Here is a 25,961-nt window from a genome sequence, read left to right on the forward strand (position 1 = left end):
GCGGAGCGCGGCCGAGGCGCTCCGCCCCATAAAAAGAGGTGATCTTCATCATGGATGGAAATATTCATTCGATCGAAACATTCGGCACCGTTGACGGTCCGGGCATCAGATATGTCGTCTTCACACAAGGCTGCCTGATGCGCTGTCAATTTTGCCATAATGCTGATACATGGGAAATCGGAACCGGAAAACAAATGACGGTTTCCGAAATCGTTCAGGATGTCCAGCAATATCTCCCGTTTATTCAATCATCAGGCGGAGGCATCACCGTTAGCGGAGGCGAGCCGCTTTTACAACTGCCATTTTTAATCGAGCTGTTCAAAGCCTGTAAAAGCCATGGCATACACACGGCGCTCGATTCGTCCGGCGGATGCTATTCGGCGGCGCCGGCATTTCAAGAGCAGATCAAAGAGCTGATCCAGTATACAGACCTTGTTTTGCTTGATCTCAAGCATATCAACAGGAAAAAACATATCAACCTGACAGGAATGCCGAATGACCACATATTGGATTTTGCCCGGTTTCTCGCTGATCATCAAGTCCCCGTCTGGATCCGCCATGTACTGGTTCCGGGGATCTCTGATATCGATGACGATTTAGCAGCCCTCGGCACGTTTATCGGCACACTGGCGAACGTTCAGAAGGTGGAGGTTCTTCCTTATCACAAACTCGGCGTCTACAAGTGGGAAGCGCTTGGCCTGGATTATCCATTAAAAGGGGTTGAACCGCCAAGTGCCGCCAGGGCCGAAAACGCATACAGACTACTCACCGCCCACTTGCAAGGCGGAGCCATGCTGCAAGAAACATAAACCCTTTTAACCGGACAGACTTTTTCCAACAAAAAGCTGTCCTTTTTGTCTTACCGCACAACCGTATAAAAAATCCCTTTTTTTACAATAGTAAGATGAGAAAGATGCGCCTGCTGCGGCAGGCCGACAATAAAACAGCAAGGTGGGCGGGAAGCATGTATCATTTGTATTCTCACAACGACTTGGACGGAGTCGGCTGCGGAATTCTCGCAAAGGTGGCCTTTGGCGAACGGGTCGAGGTCCGCTACAATTCGGTCACCGGACTTGATATGCAAGTCGGACGTTTTCTGGAACGGACAAAAGGAAAAGAAAAACAGCATGAAGGCCTGTTTATTACGGACTTGTCCGTTCATCAAGAAAATGAAGAAAGGCTGGACCAATATGCTGAAGCGGGCGGAAAGGTCAAACTCATCGACCACCACAAAACTGCGCTTCATTTGAATGAACGCTCTTGGGGCATGGTAAAAGTTCAATATGAGGACGGCAGGCTCGCTTCAGCGACTTCTCTTTTTTATGAATACTTAATAGACAACGGCCATATTCAAGAGACAAAAGCGATGGATCAGTTTGTCGAACTCGTACGCCTCTATGATACATGGGAATGGGAACAGACGGACGCGCTCGAAGCAAAGCGCCTGAATGACCTGTTTTTTATGGTCTCCATTGACGAATTTGAGGAAAAAATGGTCCGGCGCCTTAAAGAAAGCGACGCGTTTTCATTTGATGAATTCGAAGAAAAAATCTTGGATATGGAAGAAGAAAAAATTGAACGGTATATCCGCAGGAAACGGCGGGAAATCGTTCAGACCTTCATCAATGCACACTGCGTCGGCATCGTGCATGCGGAATCCTATCATTCCGAAGTAGGGAACGAACTCGGAAAAACGTATCCGCACCTTGACTATATCGCCATCTTAAATATGGGCGGCAAAAAAGTGAGCCTTCGCACCATCCATGATGAAACAGATGTATCAGAAATCGCCGGCACGTTCGGCGGAGGCGGCCATGCCAAGGCAGCGGGGTGCCCGCTGACAGATGAAGCATTCAAGCTGTATGTGACTGAACCGTTTCCGCTGGAGCCCTTGAGAGCGGATGCCTTTAAAAACGTCTATAATGTAAAAGAGTCGGACAACGGCAGCCTTTATATCAACAGGGACGAAGACCAGTTTTTTCTCTTTCCTGGAGAACACGGCTGGAACATTCAATTAAACGGCGTGACTCAGCATGAGACATTTACTTCATTCGAAGAGGCAGAACGGTTTATTAAAAGAAATTATGCTGCATGGCTCGCAAGGGATGAAGCATTTGTCCAATATTTGATGCAGCAGGTCAAACAGGCGATCCAAACGACAGGCTAAAGACTTCGACAGTCTAGGCCTGTTTTTTTATATACAAAAAAGAACAGCCGGCATATAATAACAGAAAGTTCCGATTTTTCCAAAAGGGGAGATGTTCATGAAAGAAAAGAACACAAGCTGCGAAACAAAAGAATTTCGGGCCGTGTGGATCGCCACCGTCACAAACATTGACTGGCCTTCGAAAAAAGGGCTGACAATCGAAGAGCAAAAAACAGAATATGTGAAGCTTTTGGATGCTGTGACAGCCATGGGGATGAACGCAGTTGTCGTTCAAATTAAGCCGGCGGCGGATGCGTTTTATCCTTCCGCATACGGGCCGTGGTCGGAATACTTAACAGGCGTTCAAGGAAAAGACCCCGGCTACGATCCGCTGTCATTTTTGCTCGAAGAAACCCACCGGAGAAAGCTTGAATTTCATGCATGGTTCAACCCTTATCGGATCACGATGAATCATACGGATTTGAACAGGCTCTCACAGGATCACCCGGCTAGAATGCACCCCGATTGGGTCGTTGCCTACGGCAGACAGCTGTATTACAATCCCGGCATTCCTGAGGCACAGGAATTCATTGTCCAAGGCATAGCAGAGGTCGTCAAGAATTACCAAGTCGACGCCGTTCATATGGATGACTATTTTTATCCGTATAAAATTGCGGGCGTCGAATTTCCCGACTTGAGCACGTATGAACAATATGGAAAGGACCGTTTTTCAAATATTGAAGATTGGCGGAGGGACAACGTCAACCAGCTTGTCAAACAGATCAACGCCGCCGTCAAAAAAGAAAGAGCATCGGTCAAATTTGGAATCAGCCCCTTTGGTGTATGGCGCAATATAGCAGATGATCCGACGGGATCGAATACAGCCGCCGGAATGACAAACTATGACGACCTTTATGCTGACACGAGGGAATGGATCAGGCAGGGATACATCGATTACATCGCCCCGCAAATCTACTGGAGCATCGGCTTTGCCCCGGCTTCCTACGACATTTTAGTAGACTGGTGGAAAAATGAAGTCAGCCAACGCCCCGTTCATTTATACATCGGACAAGCAGCCTATAAAATCAATCAAAACTCAGATCCTGCCTGGTCAGACCCTGAAGAATATCCGCGACAGATCGCCTTAAACCGCGACTCAATGGTGATGGGAAGCATCCATTTCAGCCTGAAAGATTTAAACCGGAACCCGCTCGGCATAAAAGACAGGCTGATCCAGGACTTGTACAAAAAACCGGCAGCTATTCCCGGTATGCCTTGGCTTGACAGCGTAAACAGCAAACAGTGAAAACTGATATTTTAGTGATACGGCCGCCGGTAACAGTACCAATCCATTTTGACAATGTTCAAAATGGATTTTTTGTGTTAAAAATCGCATGAATAGAGCACCTTAATAGATAAAAACAAGGAAAGAAAGGTTTACATCAAATGGACATTTTCTTAGCGATTTTACCAGCGATTTTCTGGGGAAGCATTGTGCTCTTTAATGTAAAGCTTGGGGGCGGACCGTACAGCCAGGTGCTCGGTACGACATTCGGCGCTTTAATTTTTTCAATCGGAATCTACTTCGTCGTCCAGCCTGAATTATCCCCCCGTATATTTGCCGTCGGCGTCGTCTCCGGACTATTTTGGGCGCTCGGCCAGACCAACCAGCTGAAAAGCATCAAGTTGATCGGCGTGTCTAAAACGATGCCGATCTCAACGGGACTTCAGCTTGTATCCACTTCTTTGTTCGGCGTGCTTGTTTTTCGCGAGTGGGCGACGACAATCTCGATTGTTCTCGGGATTCTGGCGCTGATTTTCATCATCGTGGGAATCGTGCTGACATCGCTGGAAGACCGCAGCCAAAAATCGGAGGAAAAAACCGGCGACATGAAAAAGGGAATCGTGATTTTGCTGATTTCCACATTCGGCTATCTCGTGTATGTCGTCGTCGTACGGCTTTTCGATGTCAGCGGCTGGGCGGCTCTTTTTCCTCAGGCTATCGGCATGGTAGCCGGCGGCTTGATCTTGACATTCAGGCATAAGCCGTTTAATTTTTACGTCATCAAAAATATCATTCCGGGTTTAATCTGGGCAGCCGGAAACATGTTTTTATTCATTTCCCAGCCGCGGGTCGGCGTAGCGACCAGTTTTTCGCTATCGCAGATGGGAATCGTCATCTCAACGCTCGGCGGCATTATTTTGCTCGGCGAAAAGAAAACGAAGCGGCAGCTGATCGGTATCGCCATCGGCATTATATTAATCGTCGCAGCCGGCGTTTTGCTGGGCATTGCAAAAGCTTAAAGGACGGCTTCTCAAGCCGTCCTTTAATATGTGACAATGCCCTTAAGCGGCAGGTGGTCGGAAGCGTTCGGATCAACGGCGACAACTTCAGCCACTGACACATGAAAAGACCGGCTGAGGAAGATGTAGTCCAAGCGTCGTCTCGGGCGGTGCGAAGGGTGGGTGAACCCCTGTCCGTATTGTCTTTCATCCCACAGGTCGGCCAGTTTTTCCGCGACCTTTTTCCACCCCCGTGAATGAGGTTTCATATTAAAGTCTCCCATGACGATCACAGGCAGATCACTCTCTTGAACCCTCTCGATTAAAAAATCCGTCTGCTTGCCGTGAAGCCACGGATTCAGGCTCAAATGCGTAACAAAAACGCGAAGGAGCCGATCACCGATCCGGACATCAGCCTCAAGAAGAGACCTTCCTTCGATCAGCCCTTTGACAAAGTTGAATGAATGATGCCGTTCTTTCACAATCGGAAAACGCGTTAAGAGAGCGTTCCCGTATTGCCTGTTCACTGAAGAATCACCGGAACTCAATGAAAGGGAGGGGCAGTACGCATAGTGCATGTTCAATTGTTCTGCTAACGAGCCGATTTGGTCTTCGTAATCGCTTCTATTGGAGAAATGCTGATCTACTTCATTAAGGCCGACGATGTCGCAGCCGCTCTCGGCGATCACACCGGCTGTTCTCTCTAAATCAACGCGACGGTCCCTTCCTTTTCCATGATGGATATTAAATGTCATGATGCCAAATTTCATAATCAACCCGCCTCTTCTTTAAGCTAAGCATATTGTACCTCCGGAACGATTAAAATATTTCTGCTGTCGGCGGAGCGAGATTAGGTTAAAATGACATTATGATATAAAGAGGAGTGTTCCTTGATGACAAATAGCAGAACGAATCCAAAGGTTGATGAATTTTTAAGCAAAGCCGAGAAGTGGAAGGGAGAGTTTGAGAAGCTGCGTCAAATCGTTCTTGACTGTGAGCTGAACGAAGATTTCAAGTGGAAGCATCCTTGCTATACGTTCGAGAATAAAAACATCGTATTAATCCATGGATTTAAAGAATATTGTGCGCTCTTGTTTCATAAAGGCGCCTTGTTAAAGGACCCCAACGGGATTCTCATCCAGCAGACGGAGAATGTACAAGCCGCGCGGCAGATTCGATTCACCAATGTACAAGAAATAGCTGAAATGGAAACCATCTTGAAAGCTTACATCAATGAAGCGATTGAAGTGGAAAAAGCCGGTCTTGAAGTAGAGTTTAAAAAGGCTGCGGAATATACGATTCCAGAAGAGCTTCAAAAAAAATTCGCTGAAATCCCAGCTTTAAAAACGGCGTTTGAAGAATTGACGCCGGGACGGCAAAGAGCATATATTCTTTATTTTTCTAAACCAAAACAATCCAAAACCCGAGAATCGAGGATTGAAAAATATACAAAGCAAATTCTTGATGGAAAGGGATTGAATGACTAGTCTATTTCGCAACTACCGTTTTCATGAGAGAGGCGAATCATAACCATATGGCCGAAGAAGCGGTGAATTGATTAGTGAAGGGCCGCTCAATTTTTCGAATGGCACGAGATCCATACCTTGATGATCACCGCTTGATTATATAAAAAGACATTTATATAATGGAGGCAATATACCGGCTGCAAAGCGCCTGAGATTGGAGGGAATGTCATGACCGTACAAACGAAGCTTGATTCGAAAAGCACGGTGAGCTGCATGAAGATATTGAACGATTCGACCCGGCTCTTGATCCTTAAACTGCTTCAGGAGAAACCTTATTGCGTCTGCCAGCTTGTCGATATGTTTGAAACAAGCCAGCCCGCCATCAGCCAGCATTTAAGAAAGCTGAAAAGTGCAAATATGATCAAGGAAGAAAGAAGGGAGCAATGGCGCTTTTATTCGCTTCATGACAACTTTCCGGAACGCGAATTGGTCCTTGCCATTCTCAATCAGATCGATGAACACGATGAGGTTCTTCAAACCGTTAAAAGAAAAGAAAGACCCGTTTCGTGCCAATAAAAAAGCAGAGGGAGGACGGTTCCCTCTTTTTCATTTCACTTTTTATATAAGCATTGACTTATATAACGATTTTATTATAAGATGTGTCCGGAGAGGAAACCTATGAAGGAGGCATACACGCGATGACGACAGTCTTAGCCATTTTGATTTTTCTGCTGACCCTCACGCTTGTCATTTGGCAGCCGAAAAATCTATCCATCGGCTGGTCGGCCTGCGGAGGTGCGGTGCTGGCTTTAATTGCCGGGGTCGTCAATTTTCAGGATGTATTAGATGTGACGGGAATCGTATGGAATGCGACTTTGGCTTTTGTCGCGATCATCATCATCTCCCTGATTCTTGATGAAATCGGATTTTTCGAGTGGGCCGCCCTGCACATGGCCAAGGCAGCGAAAGGAAACGGCATTCGGATGTTCGTCTATGTCTCCCTGCTGGGAGCCATAGTAGCCGCGCTGTTTGCCAATGACGGAGCTGCTTTAATTTTGACGCCGATTGTGCTTGCCATGGTACGCGCGTTACATTTTCAAGAAAAGCTCGTTTTTCCTTTTATTATCGCAAGCGGATTTATCGCGGATACAACATCGCTGCCGCTTGTTGTCAGCAACCTTGTCAATATTGTCTCAGCAGACTTTTTCAACATCGGATTTATCGAATATGCAACAAGAATGATTGTTCCAAACCTGTTTTCGCTTATTGCAAGCATCATCGTGCTTTTTTTGTTTTTCAAAAAAAGCATTCCGCGGCATTATGACATGACAAATGTAAAACAGCCGGCGGAAGCGATTAGAGACAGGAAAATATTCCGCTTGTCATGGCTCATATTAGCCGTTCTGTTGGCCGGTTACTTTATCAGCGAGCTGTTCTCGATCCCTGTCTCGATCATCGCAGGCGTGATCGCCGTCATTTTCTTAATTACAGCGAAAAACAGCCCCGCGGTACAAACGAAGAAAGTGCTGAAGGGAGCGCCTTGGGCGATCGTTTTCTTCTCAATCGGGATGTATGTCGTGGTATATGGTTTAAGAAATGCCGGCTTAACAGATATTCTCTCACAGGTCATCCAGACCGTCAGTGATCAAGGGCTGTTTGCCGGAACAATCGGAATGGGCTTTATTGCAGCCACCCTGTCTTCATTCATGAATAATATGCCGACGGTGATGATTGATGCGCTTGCGATTCACAATACCGACACACACGGGATTCTCAGAGAAGCGCTGATTTACGCCAATGTCATCGGCTCTGATCTCGGTCCGAAAATCACGCCGATCGGCTCCCTGGCGACGCTTTTGTGGCTTCACGTCCTTTCACTGAAAGGCGTAAAGATTTCTTGGGGAACCTATTTTAAAACAGGTGTCATTTTGACCATTCCAACCCTGTTCATCACGCTTGCCGGACTTTATGTGTGGCTGCTGATTATCCACTAAACATGATAGGAGACAATGACCAATGTCAAAAAAGACCATCTATTTTTTATGCACAGGCAACTCCTGCCGCAGCCAAATGGCTGAAGGCTGGGCGAAGAAACACCTCGGAGACGAGTGGAACGTCTACAGTGCAGGGATTGAAGCGCACGGTTTAAACCCGAACGCGGTCAAAGCCATGCGAGAAGCAGGCATCGATATTTCTGAGCAGACGTCCGATATCATTGATCCCGATATCTTACACAACGCAGACCTCGTCATTACGCTGTGCGGGGACGCGGCTGATAAATGCCCGATGACACCGCCGCACGTCAAGCGCGAGCATTGGGGTTTTGACGATCCCGCCAAAGCAGAAGGGACAGAAGAAGAAAAATGGGCATTCTTTCAGCGTGTACGCGATGAAATTGGAGAGCGGGTCAAGCGTTTTGCGGAGACAGGCGAATAAATACAAAGCTCAGGTATTGTTACCTGAGCTTTGTATTTTTTAGAAACATCTATTTTTGATAAAGAAAGAACGTACCAAAAGGCATGCGGCCGTTCATGTAAAAATTCAAAAATCAATTTACCGAGAAATTCTGTAAGATCCATTGCCAGAGGCTGAATGAGTACCAAGGGATTCCCGGCAAACACTAAAAAACCCCCAGGCCGGGGATTTTTCACTTTAATAAGAAAAGATGACCTGAAAGACTCGTTTTAAATGTTAATTGTTTTCTTTACCTAAAACTGCTGGAGAAGCGCATGACATTCTGACGTTTAATTCAGGGTCCATTTTTTGAGTTAATGGTATTGAGCCCGGCTCACGAATAAGAGACAGCAGAGAATCGACCATTTTGTGAGCCAATTGATCGATTGGAACCCCTACGCTCGTCAGCGGGGTTTCAAGGCTTGCCATTTGAGGAATATTATCATAAGAAATTAAAGATAGGTCTTCGGGTATGCTGAGCTGTTGTTCCTTTACGGCTCGTAAAATCCCTACACTGATATCGTAGCTTCCGCTAATAATAGCTGTAGGTTTTGAGGTTTGTTGTAACAGTTTTTTCGCAGCGATGTAACCGTTATACCAGCTTAACCCATTAGTATTTAAAATACTGTTTCGACTTAACTTTAAACCGGCTTCCATCATAACCTCTTCAAACCCTTTGCTTTTTTCAATCTGACGCTTATCGGCAGGGGAAAGGTCGCCGACGTAGCTAATGTTTTTGTGGCCAAGTTGATACAGATACGCAACGGCTTTGTAAATTGCTTTTTTATGATTGACATCGATAATAGGATGTGTATGTTCACCTGACACTCCGTAAGATAAGATAGGAATCGTTAATCCAGTATCATCAGTGAGCTGAGTTTCGCCGCCTTCTTCAAAAATCATGATCCCATCCACGCGAAAACTCTTGAACAATTCCACTGCCTCTTTAGCTCTGTTAACGGATAAAATCATTGAATAGCTGTTCTTTTCGACCACTTCATTTATTTTTGTAACAAGTGCCGATAAAGCGATTCTTTCAATTGTAGGCCAGACAAGTCCGATCGTTTGACTTTTTTTAGATGCCAAGCTTCTCGCTGCAAAATTCGGAGTATACCCTAATTGTTCGGCAACTTGCAAGACCTTTTTCTTTGTATCCGGTTTTACAAGAGGGCTGTTTCTTAAAGCCTTTGAGACTGTTGAATAGCTTACTCCGGAAGCGTGGGCGATGTCTTTAATAGTTACAGTCATTTTGGACCTCCAAAAAATCCTTAAAAATATAATATTGCAAATTTTCGAAAATAATTTTATGATAATAAATAACAACGTTGTTATTATAAATGATACATCATAAAATAACAATCATATACATCTTCCAAATAAAATAACAACGTTGTTAAAGGAGTTTTTCGGATGATGAAGCAACGTTTATTTTTAACAACGTTGTTAAACTTTACATAAAGGAGGGGAAGTGTGAGAAAGACGATCATCTAATGTCTTGCACCACTAAAATATTACACAAATTGTTACTGAACATCATCGGAAACGGGATTCAGGGGATAAACCGAAACATACAATGCAAAAATTTTACTTATTCGTTCACTATTTGAGCGAAATTGTAAACGCTATCAAAAAAATATGACGATGAAAGAAATCATGAATCGCAATCAATCATTGCTTAGAAAGCAACGGTCATGAGATTCAAGGAGGGTAGTTCATGAGAAAAATGCTATCCGTGTTTTTTGTATGCGCTTTAATCTTTGGGATGCTTACGGGATGTAAAAGCAGCGATGTAATAGGCGCCGATAAAACCGTAACGTTACGGCTTGCTCACAACCATAATGAGGAGCACCCCGTCCACAAGTCTTTACTCAAATTTTCAAAAGACGTAGAAAAGAAAACCAATGGCACCGTTAAAGTGCAATTGTATCCAAATGCTCAGCTCGGTTCAGAGCGTGAAGTGATTGAATTGACACAAACCGGGGCTGTCGATCTGGCTAAAGTAAGTGCGAGCGCTTTAGAAAGTTTTTCAGAGGTCTACTCCATCTTCAGCCTGCCTTATTTATTTGACAGCAAACATCATTTCTATGAAGCCATGGACAGTGATATTGCAAAAGAAATGTATGATACAACGAAAAACATAGGTTTTATTGGATTAACCTACTATGATGCCGGTTCACGGAACTTTTACACAAAGAACAAACCGATTATGCACCCAAATGACCTTAAAGGTTTAAAAATTCGGGTGCAGCCGAGTGCTACAGCGATTCGAATGGTGGAACTCATGGGTGGAGCACCTACTCCAATGGCTTATGGAGAAGTGTATACAGCATTGCAGTCAAGTGTAATCGATGGCACCGAAAACAACGAAATGGCTTTAACAAGCAGCAATCACGGGGAAGTGGCAAAAGAATATTCATACTCAGAACATGCGATCGTTCCGGATATTTTAATCATGAATTTGGACAAAAAGGATCAATTAAGCGAAGAGCAGCAGCATGCGGTGATCGAAGCGGCGAAAGAATCTACTGAGTATCACAAAATCGTTTGGGCTGAAGAAACTGAAAATGCGGTTAAGAAAGCAAAGGAAATGGGAGTGAAGTTCCACAAACCAGACAAGACTCCATTCCGGGAAGCGGTAAGCCCGCTTCATGATGAGTTTGCCAAAAAAGAATTGATCGGAAAATACTATAGGAAAATTGTGCGAAAGCTAAAAAAGTAAAATGACTCTGGATGAATGAGGGACTCGAATATGTTTCGATAAGGGGGGATGTATATGCTAGCTTTAAAAAAAGCAGTGAATAAAGCGATTGAATGTTTGACTTGCACACTAATGGCCATCATGGTTTTGGTTGCGATATGGCAAGTATTTACGCGATATGTACTAAATTCTCCCAGTACGTTTTCAGAAGAATTTTTACGCTATTCACTGATATGGATCTCTATGTTGGGCGGTGCCTATGCATTTTGGAAAAAAAAGCACTTGGCGATTGAATTTATCGTTCGAAAACTTCCAATAAAAGCAGCTGTTTTCGTTCATACTTTCATTCAGATTCTTTTGATTGCTTTTGCTCTGATTGTGTTGGTCTTAGGAGGTTCGAAAGCAGTGATCATCACAATGGAGCAATCTTCAGCAGCATTAGGGATACCGGTGGGATTTGTTTATCTATCACTTCCTGTTGCAGGCATACTCATCATTGGATACAACTTGGCCGGTTTATATGAATCTTTACATGAATTCAATTCAAAACAAAAGTCAGGTGATGATGTAAAAAAAGCAGCAAAGATGTGACTGAGGCTTTTTGAAAACTAAAAAAGAGGTGAAATGATATGGCCATAGCAGCAGGTCTCATTTTATCGGCAGTATTCTTCATATTGTTGTTTCTCGGCGTTCCGATTTCTGTAAGTATTGCGGCGGCATCCATTGTAACAATGCTTACCATTTTTCCTTTTGATGTTGCCATTTTCACTTCGGCGCAAAAAATGGTCACTGGAATCGACAGCTTTGCTTTATTAGCGGTACCGTTCTTCATTTTATCAGGCATTATTATGAATAATGGCGGTATTGCAATGCGGCTCATTAACTTCGCAAAATTGATCAGCGGCAGGCTGCCCGGTTCTCTGGCCCATACAAATGTTGTCGGAAACATGTTATTCGGTTCCATTTCCGGTTCGTCTGTAGCTGCGGCGGCGGCAATCGGCGGGGTCATGTCGCCGCTGCAAGAAAAAGAAGGATATGACCGGACTTACTCTGCCGCAGTAAATATTGCTTCTGCACCAACTGGTTTGCTTATTCCGCCTAGCGGTCTTTTGATCATTTTCTCATTAGTCAGCGGCGGAACATCTGTAGCCGCTTTATTTATGGCGGGCTATTTGCCCGGAATCTTGTGGGGGCTGGCTACGATGGTTGTCGCCTGTATGATTGCAAAAAAGAAAAAGTACCCTGTTGCGCCAAAAATTACGATTAGTCAAGGTTTTAAAGTGCTGCTCGATGCGATTCCAAGCCTGTTGCTCATTGTAATCGTAATCGGGGGTATTATCGTCGGTGTTTTTACAGCAACTGAAGGAGCGGCAATAGCGGTGGCTTATTCCTTATTGTTATCGCACTTTTATAGGACATTGAAATGGAAACAGCTCCCCCAAATGCTGCTGGAAACGGTAGAAATCACAGCCGTTATTATGTTTTTGGTTGGGACATCAACAATGCTCTCATTGGTCATGGCGTTTACAGGCATACCGACGGCAATCAGCAATGGAATTCTAGGGATTACAGATAACCCAATTTTGATCTTGCTGTTGATGAATATCATCTTATTAATAATCGGTACATTTATGGACATCACTCCGGCTGTATTAATTTTCACTCCAATCTTTCTGCCAATTGTTCAAAGCTTTGGCATGGATCCCGTGCATTTTGGAATTATGATTGTATTTAACCTTTGTATCGGCAATATCACTCCTCCTGTGGGAAGTGCTCTGTTTGTGGGCTGCAGCATAGGTAAAGTTGATATTGAACGAGTGGTTAAACCGATTCTGCCATTTTATGCTGCGATCATGATCGTCCTTTTAATTGTTACCTACATTCCACAAATCAGCTTAATGCTGCCTCAATTATTTGGACTTTAAGACAGGAGGCGTCTATTTAATGTCAATTAAAGAAACCTACATGTTTACATTTATGAAAGAAGAGAAAAATGTGCTACATTTTCATTTAAATGACGGTCATGCACATGCGAAAATATTCATTCTTGAAGAAGATATAATTCGGATTTTACTGACGGAGGGAGAAGCGTTAACGCTTGAAAAAACGTGGAGTGTCGCGCCTGGACAGATCGATGTGCCATGGGAGGGACGCCATCGTTTAGACATGAGCGGATTTACATTGCCTCAATACGAATTCCAGCAAGTCAAAGATGTTTTTATCGTGAAAACCGGTAAGGTCAAGCTTCATGTTCAATTGAACGGCTTTAGAATCAGCTGGTTTTATCACAATGGTTCTGAATGGATCAATGTTGCAAACGATCGGCAAACACAAGGGTATAATTTTGAAGGGGCTTTTGGAAAGGACGTATACCATTATTTACAACGCGATGTCCAGGAACAATATTTTGGATTTGGCGAGAAAACGGGAAACGTCGATAAACACGGGAAACGCTACCGGATGTTAAATATCGATGCGATGGGGTACGACGCAGAGTGGTCAGATCCGCTATACAAACATATCCCATTCTATATTACACGTCATAAGAAAACAGGCATCTCCTATGGAATGTTCTATGATAATCTATCAGCTTCCATTTTTGATATGGGTTCAGAGCTTGATAACTATCATGGACTGTACCGCTATTATCAGGCTGAAAAGGGGGATTTAGACTACTACTTCATAGCCGGTCCGAAAATAAAAGATGTAGTCGAAACATTCTCTTGGCTGACAGGCAAAACGATCTTGCCGCCAAAATGGAGCCTGGGCTATTCAGGCTCTACGATGAGCTATACCGATGCGCCAAATGCACAGGAACAATTAAAAAACTTCGTTCGTCTTTGTGAAGAACATGATATGTTATGCGATTCGTTTCAATTATCGTCAGGATACACATCTATCGGTGATAAACGTTATGTCTTTAACTGGGATGAGAGCAAAATCCCTGCTCCAAAAGAGATGGTGCAACACTTCCATGAGAAGGACGTCCGTTTATGCGCCAACATTAAACCGTGTTTGCTAAAGGATCATCCGTACTTTGATGAACTACAAGAAAAAGACATGTTCATTGTAAACAGAGAAACACAAAAACCGGAAATGGCCCAATTTTGGGATGATATCGGAGCTTATTTAGACTTCACGAAGCGCCAAACGTTCGACTGGTGGAAGGCTCAAATAACAGAAAAGCTGTTGGAATACGGAATTGATTCAACTTGGAACGATAATAACGAGTTTGAAATATGGAGTCAAAACGCCAAGTGTCACGGCTTCGGCAAAGAAGTGGAATTTGAACTGATCCGCGCGCTTCACCCGCTTTTGATGATGAAAGCGTCTTTCGAGGCGCAGCTAGAATACAACCCGGAATTACGCCCATATCTGATCTCAAGATCCGGCTGTCCCGGCATGCACCGTTATGCACAAACTTGGACGGGTGACAACCGAACAAGCTGGAAAACATTAAAATTTAACATTAAAACAGGCATCGGTCTAAGTTTATCAGGCATTTACAATTTCGGCCATGATGTCGGCGGATTTTCAGGACCGGCCCCTGAACCGGAGCTATTCGTAAGATGGATTCAAAACGGCATCATGCATCCGAGATTTACCATTCATTCGTGGAACGATGACGGGACAGTTAATGAACCATGGATGTTTCCTGAAACAATCGATGAAATCCGTGAACTCATTAAGTTTAGACATAAGATCATCCCTTACATTTACACCGCGCTATATGATGCGCACGAACATTATCAGCCGATCATTCGACCGACATTTTATGATTTTGAACATGATGAGAAAACATTTGAAGAGAACGATGAATTTATACTTGGTGAATCTTTGCTAGTTGCATCTGTCGTCGAAAAAGGAATGACGGAGCGGGAGGTATATTTACCGAACCATGAAAAAGGCTGGTATGATTTCCATACGGGAACATGGTATGAAGGAGGGAAGACAGTCGTTCTGCCGGCACCATTACATTATACTCCGCTATTAGCGAAAGCGGGAGCGATCGTTCCGGTAAATGGTGCAAAAGTGACATTCCAAACAAAGAACCAAGATGAAAGAGGATTTTTGTTATTCCCATTCAAAGGAAAAGGAAAATCGACTTATCGTTTGTATGAAGATGATGGGTTAACAAATGAATATACTCGTACATTTGCCTTTATACATGTCGATATGGAGACAACAGAAGACGGGATCAATCTTTCAATACAAAAGGAAGGAACATACGAGTTATCGTATGATCAACTCACTTTTCACGTACCAAATGGAGAAAAGAGAAAACTGATCGTAAATGGCACAGAGCTGGAAAGCAAGAACGGAGCGTTTTCTTACAGTTTGCCGTATGATTAAAAGATTAAGGCCACATGATGATGATGTTTCCATTAATCAAGCAAGAATCTTTGTCCGCGGTTACATCCCGGCCAGCTGAATTTTGTCATCTAGCACGACACATGAATCATGATCATGAAAATTTATGTAAGCGGATACTAATCGGCAAATTCTTTTGAAAAAAACCGCTCCAATATATTGTTATTGTCATGCGAAATGATGATATCGAATGTTAAATAATAAGAGGGAAGAGGATGGGAGAACCATGCAAATGACGTTTCGATGGTACGGAGACAGCGACCCGGTCACATTAGAGTATATTCGCCAAATTCCCGGCGTTACTGGAATTGTTTCGGCCATTTATGATATTCCTGTAGGGGAAGCATGGCCTTATGAGAAAATTGTAGAGTTAAAAGAAAAAATTGAAAATCATGGTCTATCGTTAAGTGTCATTGAAAGTGTACCTGTCCATGAAGATATTAAATTAGGTCTTCCGACAAGAGATCAATATATTGAAAACTATAAAACGACGATACGCAACTTGGCAAAAGCGGGAGTTAAAATCGTTTGTTACAATTTCATGCCTGTATTTGACTGGACTCGTTCTTCTTTAGACTATGCACTAGAAGACGGTTCTACAGCATTAATTTATGAAGAAGAAAAAGTTAGACAAATGAATCCATTACATGGTGAACTAAAACTTCCCGGTTGGGACACAAGCTATGAAGATGGACAGCTAAAGAATCTTTTTCAACAATATCAGCACATGACGGAAGAGGATTTATGGGAAAATCTTTCGTATTTTATTAAAGCGGTTATACCGGCGGCAGAAAATGAACAAGTCAAAATGGCGATTCACCCGGATGATCCGCCATGGCCTATCTTTGGACTGCCTCGAATCATAACGAACAAAGAGAATTTGGAGAGATTGATTAATCTCTATGACAGCTCCTTTAACGGTTTGTGTTTATGCAGCGGGTCACTGGGTGTGAATTCAACAAATGATATTCCGGAATTGATTCGTTATTTCGGAAAAAAAGGAAAAGTCAACTTTGTGCACCTGAGAAACATTAAGATCATCGGGGAACAGTCATTTCAAGAATCCTCCCACCGTTCAGAAGACGGTTCTTTAGATATGTATGAAATCGTAAGAGCATTCAGAGATATAGATTTTGCCGGACCAGCCAGACCGGATCATGGAAGAATGATTTGGGGAGAGACCGGTAAACCGGGTTATGGTTTATATGACCGTGCGCTGGGTGCAGTGTATTTAAATGGAATGTGGGAAACATTGACGAAAGAAAAGAAGCGGATAGCCTTTGAATGCAATAAATGAACAAGCACTAACTAAAATGCAGAGACGAGGGATGAATGTGCAGATTCCTTTTCATGTCAACTTGAAAGATAAGGTGGCTGTAGTGACAGGTGGAGGCGGCATTTTATGCAGCTGTTTCGCTAAAGCAATAGCTCAATGCGGTGCAAAAGTAGCAGTAGTCAGCCGAAGAGCTGAATCGGCAGACAGAGTAGCGAAAGAGATCCAAGAAAACGGAGGCGAAGCACTTGCCGTTACAGCAAACGTCCTTGATAAACAAAGCCTTGAACAAGCGAAACAACTCATTAACAGAACATTCGGCAGATGCAATATCCTCATTAACGGTGCAGGCGGCAACCATCCAAAGGGAACAACAGATAAAGAATATTTATATAAAAAGGACTTGAATACTAAAGAATTGACTACGTTTTTTGATTTAGAAATAGAGGGTGTAAGGTCTGTATTTGATGTAAACTTTCTCGGCACACTGTTAACCACTCAAGTATTTGCAAAAGACATGGCTGATCACGACGGAAATGTGATCGTTAACATCTCATCCATGAACGCCTATACGCCGCTGACGAAAATTCCCGCCTACAGCGGTGCAAAAGCGGCCGTCAGTAACTTTACCCAATGGCTTGCTGTGCATATGTCAAAAGTCGGAATTCGTGTCAATGCCATTGCCCCAGGCTTTTTTCTTACCGCCCAAAATAGGAGCCTATTGCTCAATGAAGACGGAACATATACGGAGCGAGCACAAAAAATTATCAACCAGACGCCGTTGGATAGATTTGGGGTTCCGGAAGATCTAATCGGAACGTTATTATGGTTGGTAAGCGATAAAGCCTCGCGATTTGTAACTGGAACCATCATACCGGTCGATGGAGGATTCTCCGCCTATTCTGGAGTATAACTAAGAGGATTTGCTCCAAAAAGCTGATTTTCAACACTGAAAAAATCCCAATTTCTCTGTGCCACATTGAGAAATTGGGATTTATTAATTCAATTTTTCCTTTTTACAGGCAAGAAGATAAACAATTGTATGATCTGCTTCCTTATTTCATCAATATTACCGAATCACTACCGCCGTGCAGGAAGCAGGAGGTTTTCCGCTGCTAATATGTATTGTTTTGTTATTGTTTGACAAAGGTGTTATAACTGTTTATATTGTATATATACAGTTATAACGAATAGAGGGATGTCATGCATTGAATATCATCATTTCAAATTCATCGGATGAACCGATTTATTTGCAGATCGTCAACCAATTAAAAGATCAAATCGTCAAGGGAGAACTCTCGGAGTCAGAGGCGCTCCCATCGATCAGAAACCTGGCCAAAGAGCTTAAAATCAGCGTAATTACAACAAAAAGAGCCTATGACGAACTGGAGAGAGAAGGGTTTATCGTCACAGTCGCGGGAAAGGGCTCGTATGTCGCAGCGATCAACAAAGACGTGCTTCGAGAAACAAAAGTCAAATTGATCGAAGAACACATAGCAGAAGCCGTCACTGAAGCGAAACAAATCGGCTTTACATACGAGGAACTTCAAGAGATGCTCAAACTGGTTTATGAGGAGTGGTAAAAATGACCAGCATACTGGAATTAAAAAATGTATCAAAACATTATCAAGATTTCTCTTTAAAAAACATCAACTTCTCGCTTGAAAAAGGATATATTATGGGTTTTATCGGCCCGAACGGAGCCGGAAAAAGCACGACCATCAAGCTGATCATGAACTTGATCAAAAAAGACGAAGGGGACATCAGCATTTTCGGTCTCGACAATGAAAAGCACAATATCGAAATCAAGCAGAGGATCGGCTTTGTTTACGATGAAAATCATTTTTACGAAGAACTGACGCTGAACGAAATGAAAGGAATCATCAGACCGTTTTACAAAAAGTGGGATGAGGCTGTTTTTCAGCGGTACGCAAAAGACTTCCAGCTCCCTTTAAACAGGCAGATCAAAAACTTGTCAAAAGGAATGAAGATGAAATTCTCACTGGCGGTCGCGCTTTCCCATCATGCCGAATTATTGATCATGGATGAACCGACTTCAGGACTCGATCCTCTTGTCAGATCGGAGCTCCTCGACGTGCTGCAAACATTGCTGCAGGATGAAAACAAGTCGATTTTCTTTTCGACGCATATTACTTCTGATTTAGAAAAAGTAGCGGACTATATCACTTTCATTCATAACGGCCGGCTCGTACTGAGCAAAACAAAGGATGAGCTGTTGGAGGAGTACTGCATTGTAAAAGGAGACCTCGATACGCTGCATAAAGGGAGCGAAGACGCCTTAATCGGCATCAAGAAAAACAGCTATGGCTTCGAAGCGCTCTCCAAAGATAAGCGGGGAGTCGTTCAGCATTTCGGGGATTCGGTCATGATCGAAAAACCGACTTTGGAGGATATTTTGGTATTTTCAACCGGCAGGAGTGATCAACATGTATCATCTTATTAAAAAGGATATTTTAATGCAGAAAAGAGCAATGAAACTATCGCTGTTATTGATGATATTTTTTACTTTTACATTGTCACAGCTTGAGCTCGTCGGATATACAGTGGCGGTTTTGGCTGTCACATATCAGCTGGCATTAGGCGCAAGCTCCTTAGAAGACAAAAACAACAGTGATAAAATCCTGATCAGCTTGCCCATTAAAAGAAACATCATCGTCTTATCAAAATATGTATCGGTTTATGTCTATGCGGCTTATGCCATTCTCTTCTATTCTTTGATCAATGCAATCGGACATATGCTGCACTTGCCGCTTGATTTCCCATTGACACTTTCAGGCGTCATGGGTGCTGTTGTGGCTGTCACATTATTTAGCTCGATCTCATTTCCTCTGATTTTTAAGTATGGCTATTTGAAGTCCAAAATGGCTAATATCATCATATTTTTCGTCATTATATTTGGAGGGACGGCCTTTTTTAAATTTATAAATGCGGGGGAAAACCTTGCACTAAGCCAAAAATTAACGGCTTTTCTGAGTGAAATGTCAAATGCGGGCACATTCATCCTTTTAGTTGGCGTACTGCTCGTGATGATTTCTGTTTCATATGCGATATCGCTCAGCTTTTATAATAAAAGAGAATTTTAGTTTAAGGATCAGCGGGAGGAGCTTTCGCTGATCCTTTTTTCGTTGCTTAGAACCGTACGGCTGTTTTACTTTCCTCCCACTATCATCTATTATAAAAAATTCCTATAAAAGAAAAATTTCCGTGTTGATAAAAGCATTTTTTCCGGAAGTTTCGGTAAAAAACGAAACTTTTGACCCTTTTATTTCACTGTATAATGTAAACGGTTACGTTTGTAGTATACTTATACTATCATTTCTTTTTAGGGAAGGATAGAAAAACAGGTGAGAGAGATATGAATACAAGGCAAAAAGACATTCTGAATCTGTTGTTATCTGAACCTGAAGACTATTTAGTCGTACAAGATTTCGCAGACAGGGTAAAGTGTTCTGAAAAAACGATCAGAAATGATCTAAAAACGATTGAAGATTATCTCAATCAGCACTCTGATGCTCAATTGATTCGCAAACCGGGACTGGGCGTTTATTTGAATATTGAAGATCATGAAAGGGTCCGTTTAAGCCGGCAGTTATATACCGAACATCACGCCGCACAGCAGCAATCCGATGAAGAAAGGATGCTGCAAATCGCTTATCAGTTATTAATGAATCCAAAGCCGGTTTCTGCAAAAGAAATGGCTGCCGAGCACTTCTTGAATAAGTCTTCCATTAAAAGGGATTTGAATCAAATCGAAGTTTGGCTCCAGCGGTTTGGCCTCACTCTTGTGTCCAAGCAGCGCCTCGGTTTAAAGATCGAAGGAAGTGAAAAAAATAAGAGAAAAGCGCTGGCGCGCATCTCGGAGTTGATTGATAACCCGGAGTTTACAAGCCGATTTATTAAAAGCCAATTTTTAAGCCATGAAGTGGAATTTGTTAAAAGCGAAATCAGATCATTGCAAAAGCGACATTCTTTATATTTCACTGATGAAACGTTCGAAAATTTACTGTTGCATACACTGCTGATGATTCGCCGCATCAAAATGAAACAGCCGATTACCATTTCTCCGGAAGAAATAGATGCAGTCAAAAAGAAAAAAGAATTTCAGTGGACGTTTGCTTGTTTAAAACGGCTGGAAGCTGTTTTTGCGATCCGCTTTCCTGAAGAAGAGGCCGTCTATTTAACATTGCATATATTAGGCGGCAAAGTTCGTTATCCATTTGGGAAAGAAGGGGAGAACGGACTGGAAAACCCTTTGCTTCCAAAGGTTGTCGAATATTTAATCCGGCGTGTCTCAGAGTTGAAAATGATGGATTTCCGCGAGGACCGGGTTTTGATTAACGGATTGAAAATTCACCTTAATACCGTTTTAAACCGGCTGAGCTATGACCTTTCCGTATCAAATCCGATGCTCAACGATATCAAAAAAATGTACCCATATCTGTTTCATATTGTCATTGATGTTCTTGAAGACATCAACCAAACGTTTTCACTTTCAATTCCCGAGGAAGAAGCCGCCTATCTGACATTGCATTTCCAAGCGGCGATCGAGCGCTTCAGCTATGGAAAAGACAAGCATAAAAAAGCGATCATTGTCTGTCATATGGGCATCGGGATGTCACAACTGCTGCGGACAAAAATTGAACGGAAATTCTACCAAATTGCCGTGATGGACTGCATCGCAAAAGCTGATTTGGCGGACTATACTGCACGACATGAAGATATCGATCTTGTCATATCAACGGTCAGCCTGGAGGATTTATCAATTCCCCATATCGTTGTATCTCCGCTGCTCGAGTCGGCCGATGAGAAAAAGCTCAGCGCTTTTATGGATCAGCTCGGTGAATCGTCCCGGCAAATACAAAAAACGTTTAAAGTGCTGAATGACACGACTCCTTTCCTCGTCTTCCTGCAGCAAGAATCAGAACACCGCTACAAGCTGATTGAACAGCTGGCGATGGCTTTATACGAGAAAGGCTATGTAGAAAAAGAATATGCTGTACAGGCAGTCATGAGAGAAAAAATGTCGGCGACAAACATCGGAGCGGGCATCGCCATTCCTCACGCGAACGCCAAATTGATTAAACAATCAGCCATTGCGATCGCCACATTAAAAGAGCCGCTTGACTGGGGCTCTGAAAAAGTATCGCTCGTCTTTATGCTGGCTGTCAAACACGAGGATCAAAACATGACAAAACAATTGTTTCAAGAGCTGTCCAGCTTAAGCGAGCAGCCGGCTTTCATCCAAAAGCTGACGAAAGAAACAAATGTGATGAAATTTTTATCTTATTTGGATTATTAAAGGCGGGGTTCTGACCTTCATCAACATTCAAGAAAAGATCGATATACAGACAACAGAATGGGATAGGTGAGCAGTTTTGCTTTATCCTATTCTTTTTTTATTGCAAGCCCAACAACAAAGGGTTATGTTGTCCATAAAATTAGATTTTTCAATGTGTAATTAAAATATATTCTTTGGAGAAAGGCTTTATTAAAGTATCAACTTTGTTTTTAGTTAGAGGGAAGAACTTCATTTTCGCTTAACATCTTCAATGCGATTCTATGTTTTTTGTTAAATTGCTGCGGATGTTTTTTGATTTAACTGTTTTATTTGGGCTCTCCGGGCTTCAACTTTTCTGTTCTTACGTAGTACTTCTTGAGAAACTTTCCAGCATCTTTTCCAGTTACAATGGGGCTGCCTCTCATTTCCGCATCCGTATAGTTACCTCTTTATGAAGAGAGTATCAGTAACGTTCCCACAATTTAAGAATTTTAACTATGAGATAAGTATTTTAAAAGAGAAATGAGCATATGAATTGAATGTTTTTCAAAATGAATGAATGAATAGTTCTGATCTTTATAAAAAACACAAACCATTACATCAGGAAAATTTACTCAAATTTTGGACTTTTTATGTAAAACGAAAAGGCAACGTGTTAGAGTTAGGCATAATGAGAAATTTTAAAGCCGATAATTACTATAAAGTTATTTATTTTCCAATAATATAAAAATTTATTATTCCAGGGTTGCATCAAATATGCACCTAGAATCAATTGCTTAATGGGGGGAACTTGATGTACAACAAGAAAAATGTTTTTGATATTGTGATGTACATTATTTTCGGTCTGATCAGTCTTTATTTAGTATCAAAAACTGATTTTGGCACTGGAGTATTAGTGTTTATTGCAATTTTATACCTCGCTGTAATTGCTTATAAAGTTAAGCAATTATTTAGTAATTCTAATTCGTAAGGTGTAACACGAGGAGGGTATTAGTGAACAAGGACTAGCACGCCTGCACGTATAGATCTACCCAATAGCTAATGTTGCCGAAATCGCTTTGCCTCTGTTTAGAGACAAAGTGATTTTCAATTTCACTCAAAATCAAAACCCCTCTCAAATTTATTCATTTTAATCAACCATATTTATTATTAATCACGGTTATTTAGAGCTATTACTATAGTGTCTAGGCGAAAATACGTTTTTTAATGCACTTATTATTCCTGGCACAAGAAAGAAGACGCCAAAAAAGACAGTAAGTAAATTTAATTGTGGTGTTTCATAAAAAGTAAACCATTCTTTAAAAATTGACGATTCCGTAATTCTCCCAAATAGTGTTCCATCAATCTCTCTATAATTAGGTATCCATCCTGTTGTTTCAAATGTAATAAAAATTATCTGTGACAATAAAAATACACCAATTTGAGAAACCCAATATTTTTTCAAAAATGGAACCCTTTTTTGCTTTTCAGCCAACGAATATTCCTCCCCGCATTAGATACCATTTTTATATTGATATACGGAAAATTAAAGAATAAGTTTCAAAATTTAATCCTCTCGACATGATAGGAGGAAATACTTTCTTTTTTACATTTCACTCAAAAGCAAAACCCCTCAAGAAAGGGATCTTGGTTTTTGAATAAAAGAGTGATTTTACATAAATATTTGATTCGAAGATCATAGTTTTTCATTGTAGTGGAAACATCTTCGTGTTCAGCAGGGATTTGCTGACAAGTTCAACCTTGATTTTCTTGATTTCGAGATATCCTTCATTAAAAAGGAATGTCCTCACTTTACACCTCTTCGAAAAATTTCAGTCCCCAATTGTTGCAATACGGCACATTTTCACAATCAGTCCCAAGTGTTACAAGTCGCCCCTTATTGTAGTCCGGTTTTTTTAAAAAAGCCGGTTTTTCCGGAACATGCGGTAAAAAACAACGCTTTTACACGCATGTTTTTATTATAAAGTAATGACAAGAGCTGCTCACTACTTTAGTTTCAGAAGGAGGATTCGCATGAAACTGTTAGCGATTACATCATGTCCAAACGGAATTGCCCACACGTATATGGCTGCGGAAAATTTGCAAAAAGCGGCCGATCGAATGGGCGTTCAAATGAAAGTCGAAACACAAGGCGGCATCGGGGTGGAAAATGAGCTGACCGAGCAGGAAATCCGCGAGGCAGACGCGATTATCATAGCCGCAGACCGCTCGGTCAACAAAGACCGTTTTATCGGGAAAAAACTTCTGGCTGTCGGTGTTCAGGAAGGCATCCGAAAACCGGAAGAATTAATACAAAAAGCGATCAGCGGCGATATACCTGTCTATCGGCCGGCTGCGAAAACGGAAGCCTCAGCTCAAACTGAGAAAAAACAAAATCCGATTTACCGGCATTTAATGAACGGTGTATCATTTATGGTTCCTTTCATCGTCGTCGGCGGATTATTGATTGCGGTCGCACTGACGCTTGGAGGTGAAAAAACGCCGAAAGGGTTAGTGATTCCTGATGAATCTTTTTGGAAAACAATTGAGCAAATCGGGGCTGCCTCATTCTCATTCATGATCCCGATTTTAGCCGGTTATATTGCCTACAGCATCGCCGATAAACCGGGGCTTGTGCCAGGGATGATCGGCGGATACATCGCAGCGACAGGAAGCTTTTACGGCAGCGGAAGCGGTGCGGGGTTCCTCGGCGGCATTATCGCGGGCTTTTTAGCCGGATATGCGGCGCTGGCCATCAAAAAATTAAAAGTGCCAAAAGCCATTCAGCCGATCATGCCGATCATCATCATACCGGTGGTTTCCTCGCTTATTGTCGGCTTGGCATTCGTATTGCTGATCGGCGCGCCTGTCGCGCAAATCTTTGAATCTTTGACGGTTTGGCTGGCTGGTATGCAGGGCTCAAGTTCGATTCTTCTGGCATTAATTTTAGGGGCGATGATTTCGTTTGATATGGGCGGCCCCGTCAATAAAGTGGCATTCCTGTTTGGTTCAGCCATGATCGGTGAAGGAAACTATGAAATTATGGGTCCGATCGCCGTCGCCATTTGTATTCCTCCGATCGGGCTTGGCATCGCAACGTTTTTAGGAAAAAGAAAATTTCAGGCGCAAGAAAGAGAAATGGGAAAAGCAGCATTTACAATGGGGTTATTCGGTATTACTGAAGGTGCCATACCGTTTGCTGCACAGGACCCGCTTCGCGTCATACCAAGTATTATGGCGGGTTCAATGACTGGTTCTGTGATCGCCATGATCGGTAATGTAGGGGACAGAGTCGCCCACGGCGGACCGATTGTAGCAGTGCTTGGCGCTGTCGATCATGTGTTGATGTTCTTCATCGCCGTTATTGCCGGATCCCTGGTCACCGCTCTTTTGGTCAATGTACTCAAAAAAGAGGTCGCAGCCGCTCCTGCAGGGGCAAGTGAGACTGCTGCAGTTCATGACATTCCGCAGCCGAACATCGAAATAAAAGCGGAAAGCAAAAAATCCGAAATACCGGAAATTAAAAAGCTCACTGACATCATTGATACAGATTTGATCGAACCTCATTTATCAGGGGATACGAGAGACGACATTATCGATGAAATGATTCAAAAATTGTCCCGTAAAGGTGCACTGCATTCGGAAAGCGAATTTAAACAAGCGATCATGAACCGCGAATTAGAGGGGACAACGGCAATCGGCATGAACATCGCGATCCCGCACGGGAAGTCTGACGCCGTCAAGAAGCCGAGTGTAGTATTCGGCATCAAACGTTCGGGCGTCGACTGGAAGAGTCTTGACGGAACTGACGCCAAACTGATATTTATGATCGCCGTCCCGAAAGAAAGCGGGGGAAACGAGCATCTGAAGCTTCTGCAAATGCTCTCCCGAAAACTGATGGATGACACCTACAGGGACAAGCTTCTCTCTGCTCAAACAAAAGTAGAAGCATACAAACTTCTGGATGAAATCATCTAAAAAAGGAGGATGCC

Annotated in this window: 23 protein-coding genes; 20 read left to right on the forward strand and 3 right to left on the reverse strand. The window is 42.7% G+C overall.

What is annotated here, in order from left to right:
- Positions 1 to 50: 50 nt before the first annotated feature.
- From pflA to M1D90_RS11370, 4 genes are all read left to right on the forward strand, one after another.
- A complete protein-coding gene (gene pflA / locus M1D90_RS11355) occupies positions 51 to 809 on the forward strand; it encodes a pyruvate formate-lyase-activating protein (RefSeq protein WP_026579623.1) in 759 nt (252 codons plus the stop codon).
- A 155-nt stretch (positions 810 to 964) separates the two neighbouring features.
- Positions 965 to 2,167, forward strand: a complete 1,203-nt coding sequence (locus tag M1D90_RS11360) for a DHH family phosphoesterase (protein ID WP_025810777.1) — start codon at positions 965 to 967, stop codon at positions 2,165 to 2,167.
- Between the two features lie 91 nt (positions 2,168 to 2,258).
- On the forward strand, positions 2,259 to 3,452 hold the full coding sequence (locus M1D90_RS11365) for a glycoside hydrolase family 10 protein (RefSeq protein WP_373367296.1): 1,194 nt from the start codon (positions 2,259 to 2,261) through the stop codon (positions 3,450 to 3,452).
- A 140-nt stretch (positions 3,453 to 3,592) separates the two neighbouring features.
- Positions 3,593 to 4,450 (forward strand): RhaT/GlcU family sugar-proton symporter, encoded by an 858-nt coding sequence (locus M1D90_RS11370; RefSeq protein ID WP_020451679.1) that lies wholly within the window; start codon positions 3,593 to 3,595, stop codon positions 4,448 to 4,450.
- A 23-nt stretch (positions 4,451 to 4,473) separates the two neighbouring features.
- On the opposite strand, the gene M1D90_RS11375 is transcribed toward M1D90_RS11370, so the two are convergent.
- Entirely contained in the window at positions 4,474 to 5,199 is a 726-nt protein-coding gene (locus M1D90_RS11375; RefSeq protein WP_023857522.1) for an endonuclease/exonuclease/phosphatase family protein, read from the reverse strand.
- A 123-nt stretch (positions 5,200 to 5,322) separates the two neighbouring features.
- Between M1D90_RS11375 and M1D90_RS11380 the strand changes: the two genes are divergently transcribed.
- The 4 genes from M1D90_RS11380 (at position 5,323) to arsC (ending at position 8,331) form a co-directional block, all read left to right on the forward strand.
- Positions 5,323 to 5,916, forward strand: coding sequence for a YdeI/OmpD-associated family protein (locus M1D90_RS11380; RefSeq protein WP_020451677.1), 594 nt, complete (start codon positions 5,323 to 5,325; stop codon positions 5,914 to 5,916).
- Positions 5,917 to 6,123: 207 nt separating this feature from the next.
- Complete coding sequence (locus M1D90_RS11385; RefSeq protein WP_020451676.1) at positions 6,124 to 6,471, forward strand: ArsR/SmtB family transcription factor; 348 nt, start codon at positions 6,124 to 6,126, stop codon at positions 6,469 to 6,471.
- A 122-nt stretch (positions 6,472 to 6,593) separates the two neighbouring features.
- The gene (locus M1D90_RS11390) at positions 6,594 to 7,889 is read left to right on the forward strand and encodes an arsenic transporter (protein ID WP_079289101.1); all 1,296 of its coding nucleotides are present in this window, start codon (positions 6,594 to 6,596) and stop codon (positions 7,887 to 7,889) included.
- A 22-nt stretch (positions 7,890 to 7,911) separates the two neighbouring features.
- Complete coding sequence (arsC, locus tag M1D90_RS11395) at positions 7,912 to 8,331, forward strand: arsenate reductase (thioredoxin) (protein WP_023857526.1); 420 nt, start codon at positions 7,912 to 7,914, stop codon at positions 8,329 to 8,331.
- Positions 8,332 to 8,586: 255 nt separating this feature from the next.
- Here arsC and M1D90_RS11400 read toward each other — a convergent pair whose 3' ends face one another.
- Positions 8,587 to 9,597, reverse strand: a complete 1,011-nt coding sequence (locus M1D90_RS11400; protein ID WP_149169479.1) for a LacI family DNA-binding transcriptional regulator — start codon at positions 9,595 to 9,597, stop codon at positions 8,587 to 8,589.
- A gap of 466 nt (positions 9,598 to 10,063) precedes the next feature.
- Between M1D90_RS11400 and M1D90_RS11405 the strand changes: the two genes are divergently transcribed.
- The 11 genes from M1D90_RS11405 (at position 10,064) to M1D90_RS11455 (ending at position 22,960) form a co-directional block, all read left to right on the forward strand.
- Complete coding sequence (locus M1D90_RS11405; protein WP_065643163.1) at positions 10,064 to 11,068, forward strand: TRAP transporter substrate-binding protein; 1,005 nt, start codon at positions 10,064 to 10,066, stop codon at positions 11,066 to 11,068.
- Between the two features lie 54 nt (positions 11,069 to 11,122).
- Positions 11,123 to 11,638, forward strand: coding sequence for a TRAP transporter small permease (locus tag M1D90_RS11410; RefSeq protein WP_025810018.1), 516 nt, complete (start codon positions 11,123 to 11,125; stop codon positions 11,636 to 11,638).
- 38 nt (positions 11,639 to 11,676) lie between these two features.
- The gene (locus M1D90_RS11415; RefSeq protein ID WP_456282779.1) at positions 11,677 to 12,972 is read left to right on the forward strand and encodes a TRAP transporter large permease; all 1,296 of its coding nucleotides are present in this window, start codon (positions 11,677 to 11,679) and stop codon (positions 12,970 to 12,972) included.
- 19 nt (positions 12,973 to 12,991) lie between these two features.
- Positions 12,992 to 15,400 carry a glycoside hydrolase family 31 protein gene (locus M1D90_RS11420; RefSeq protein ID WP_020451669.1) on the forward strand — a complete coding sequence of 803 codons (2,409 nt, stop codon included), beginning with the start codon at positions 12,992 to 12,994 and terminating at the stop codon, positions 15,398 to 15,400.
- A 244-nt stretch (positions 15,401 to 15,644) separates the two neighbouring features.
- Positions 15,645 to 16,715 carry a mannonate dehydratase gene (gene uxuA / locus M1D90_RS11425; protein ID WP_456282780.1) on the forward strand — a complete coding sequence of 357 codons (1,071 nt, stop codon included), beginning with the start codon at positions 15,645 to 15,647 and terminating at the stop codon, positions 16,713 to 16,715.
- 37 nt (positions 16,716 to 16,752) lie between these two features.
- Positions 16,753 to 17,604 (forward strand): SDR family oxidoreductase, encoded by an 852-nt coding sequence (locus tag M1D90_RS11430; RefSeq protein ID WP_020451667.1) that lies wholly within the window; start codon positions 16,753 to 16,755, stop codon positions 17,602 to 17,604.
- A gap of 295 nt (positions 17,605 to 17,899) precedes the next feature.
- Complete coding sequence (locus tag M1D90_RS11435) at positions 17,900 to 18,274, forward strand: GntR family transcriptional regulator (RefSeq protein WP_020451666.1); 375 nt, start codon at positions 17,900 to 17,902, stop codon at positions 18,272 to 18,274.
- A 2-nt stretch (positions 18,275 to 18,276) separates the two neighbouring features.
- A complete protein-coding gene (locus M1D90_RS11440; protein WP_039072751.1) occupies positions 18,277 to 19,155 on the forward strand; it encodes an ABC transporter ATP-binding protein in 879 nt (292 codons plus the stop codon).
- Positions 19,139 to 19,795 (forward strand): ABC-2 transporter permease, encoded by a 657-nt coding sequence (locus M1D90_RS11445; protein WP_023857535.1) that lies wholly within the window; start codon positions 19,139 to 19,141, stop codon positions 19,793 to 19,795. The genes M1D90_RS11440 and M1D90_RS11445 overlap by 17 nt, the downstream gene beginning before the upstream one ends.
- Positions 19,796 to 20,067: 272 nt before the next feature.
- Positions 20,068 to 22,011, forward strand: coding sequence for a BglG family transcription antiterminator (locus tag M1D90_RS11450; RefSeq protein WP_039072749.1), 1,944 nt, complete (start codon positions 20,068 to 20,070; stop codon positions 22,009 to 22,011).
- A gap of 772 nt (positions 22,012 to 22,783) precedes the next feature.
- Positions 22,784 to 22,960, forward strand: coding sequence for a hypothetical protein (locus M1D90_RS11455; protein WP_026579630.1), 177 nt, complete (start codon positions 22,784 to 22,786; stop codon positions 22,958 to 22,960).
- A gap of 189 nt (positions 22,961 to 23,149) precedes the next feature.
- Here M1D90_RS11455 and M1D90_RS11460 read toward each other — a convergent pair whose 3' ends face one another.
- Positions 23,150 to 23,464 (reverse strand): YfzA family protein, encoded by a 315-nt coding sequence (locus M1D90_RS11460; protein ID WP_035338672.1) that lies wholly within the window; start codon positions 23,462 to 23,464, stop codon positions 23,150 to 23,152.
- Positions 23,465 to 24,003: 539 nt separating this feature from the next.
- Between M1D90_RS11460 and M1D90_RS11465 the strand changes: the two genes are divergently transcribed.
- Positions 24,004 to 25,947 carry a PTS fructose transporter subunit IIABC gene (locus tag M1D90_RS11465; RefSeq protein WP_149169476.1) on the forward strand — a complete coding sequence of 648 codons (1,944 nt, stop codon included), beginning with the start codon at positions 24,004 to 24,006 and terminating at the stop codon, positions 25,945 to 25,947.
- Positions 25,948 to 25,961: the final 14 nt, after the last annotated feature.

The organism is Bacillus sp. JZ34 (assembly GCF_053903205.1).

Coding starts and splice junctions, on each gene's coding strand:
- pflA (WP_026579623.1), top strand. CDS start 51: ATGGATGGAAATATTCATTCGATCGAAACATTCGGCACCGTTGACGGT.
- M1D90_RS11360 (WP_025810777.1), top strand. CDS start 965: ATGTATCATTTGTATTCTCACAACGACTTGGACGGAGTCGGCTGCGGA.
- M1D90_RS11365 (WP_373367296.1), top strand. CDS start 2,259: ATGTTCATGAAAGAAAAGAACACAAGCTGCGAAACAAAAGAATTTCGG.
- M1D90_RS11370 (WP_020451679.1), top strand. CDS start 3,593: ATGGACATTTTCTTAGCGATTTTACCAGCGATTTTCTGGGGAAGCATT.
- M1D90_RS11375 (WP_023857522.1), bottom strand. CDS start 5,199: ATGAAATTTGGCATCATGACATTTAATATCCATCATGGAAAAGGAAGG.
- M1D90_RS11380 (WP_020451677.1), top strand. CDS start 5,323: ATGACAAATAGCAGAACGAATCCAAAGGTTGATGAATTTTTAAGCAAA.
- M1D90_RS11385 (WP_020451676.1), top strand. CDS start 6,124: ATGACCGTACAAACGAAGCTTGATTCGAAAAGCACGGTGAGCTGCATG.
- M1D90_RS11390 (WP_079289101.1), top strand. CDS start 6,594: ATGACGACAGTCTTAGCCATTTTGATTTTTCTGCTGACCCTCACGCTT.
- arsC (WP_023857526.1), top strand. CDS start 7,912: ATGTCAAAAAAGACCATCTATTTTTTATGCACAGGCAACTCCTGCCGC.
- M1D90_RS11400 (WP_149169479.1), bottom strand. CDS start 9,597: ATGACTGTAACTATTAAAGACATCGCCCACGCTTCCGGAGTAAGCTAT.
- M1D90_RS11405 (WP_065643163.1), top strand. CDS start 10,064: ATGAGAAAAATGCTATCCGTGTTTTTTGTATGCGCTTTAATCTTTGGG.
- M1D90_RS11410 (WP_025810018.1), top strand. CDS start 11,123: ATGCTAGCTTTAAAAAAAGCAGTGAATAAAGCGATTGAATGTTTGACT.
- M1D90_RS11415 (WP_456282779.1), top strand. CDS start 11,677: ATGGCCATAGCAGCAGGTCTCATTTTATCGGCAGTATTCTTCATATTG.
- M1D90_RS11420 (WP_020451669.1), top strand. CDS start 12,992: ATGTCAATTAAAGAAACCTACATGTTTACATTTATGAAAGAAGAGAAA.
- uxuA (WP_456282780.1), top strand. CDS start 15,645: ATGCAAATGACGTTTCGATGGTACGGAGACAGCGACCCGGTCACATTA.
- M1D90_RS11440 (WP_039072751.1), top strand. CDS start 18,277: ATGACCAGCATACTGGAATTAAAAAATGTATCAAAACATTATCAAGAT.
- M1D90_RS11445 (WP_023857535.1), top strand. CDS start 19,139: ATGTATCATCTTATTAAAAAGGATATTTTAATGCAGAAAAGAGCAATG.
- M1D90_RS11450 (WP_039072749.1), top strand. CDS start 20,068: ATGAATACAAGGCAAAAAGACATTCTGAATCTGTTGTTATCTGAACCT.
- M1D90_RS11455 (WP_026579630.1), top strand. CDS start 22,784: ATGTACAACAAGAAAAATGTTTTTGATATTGTGATGTACATTATTTTC.
- M1D90_RS11465 (WP_149169476.1), top strand. CDS start 24,004: ATGAAACTGTTAGCGATTACATCATGTCCAAACGGAATTGCCCACACG.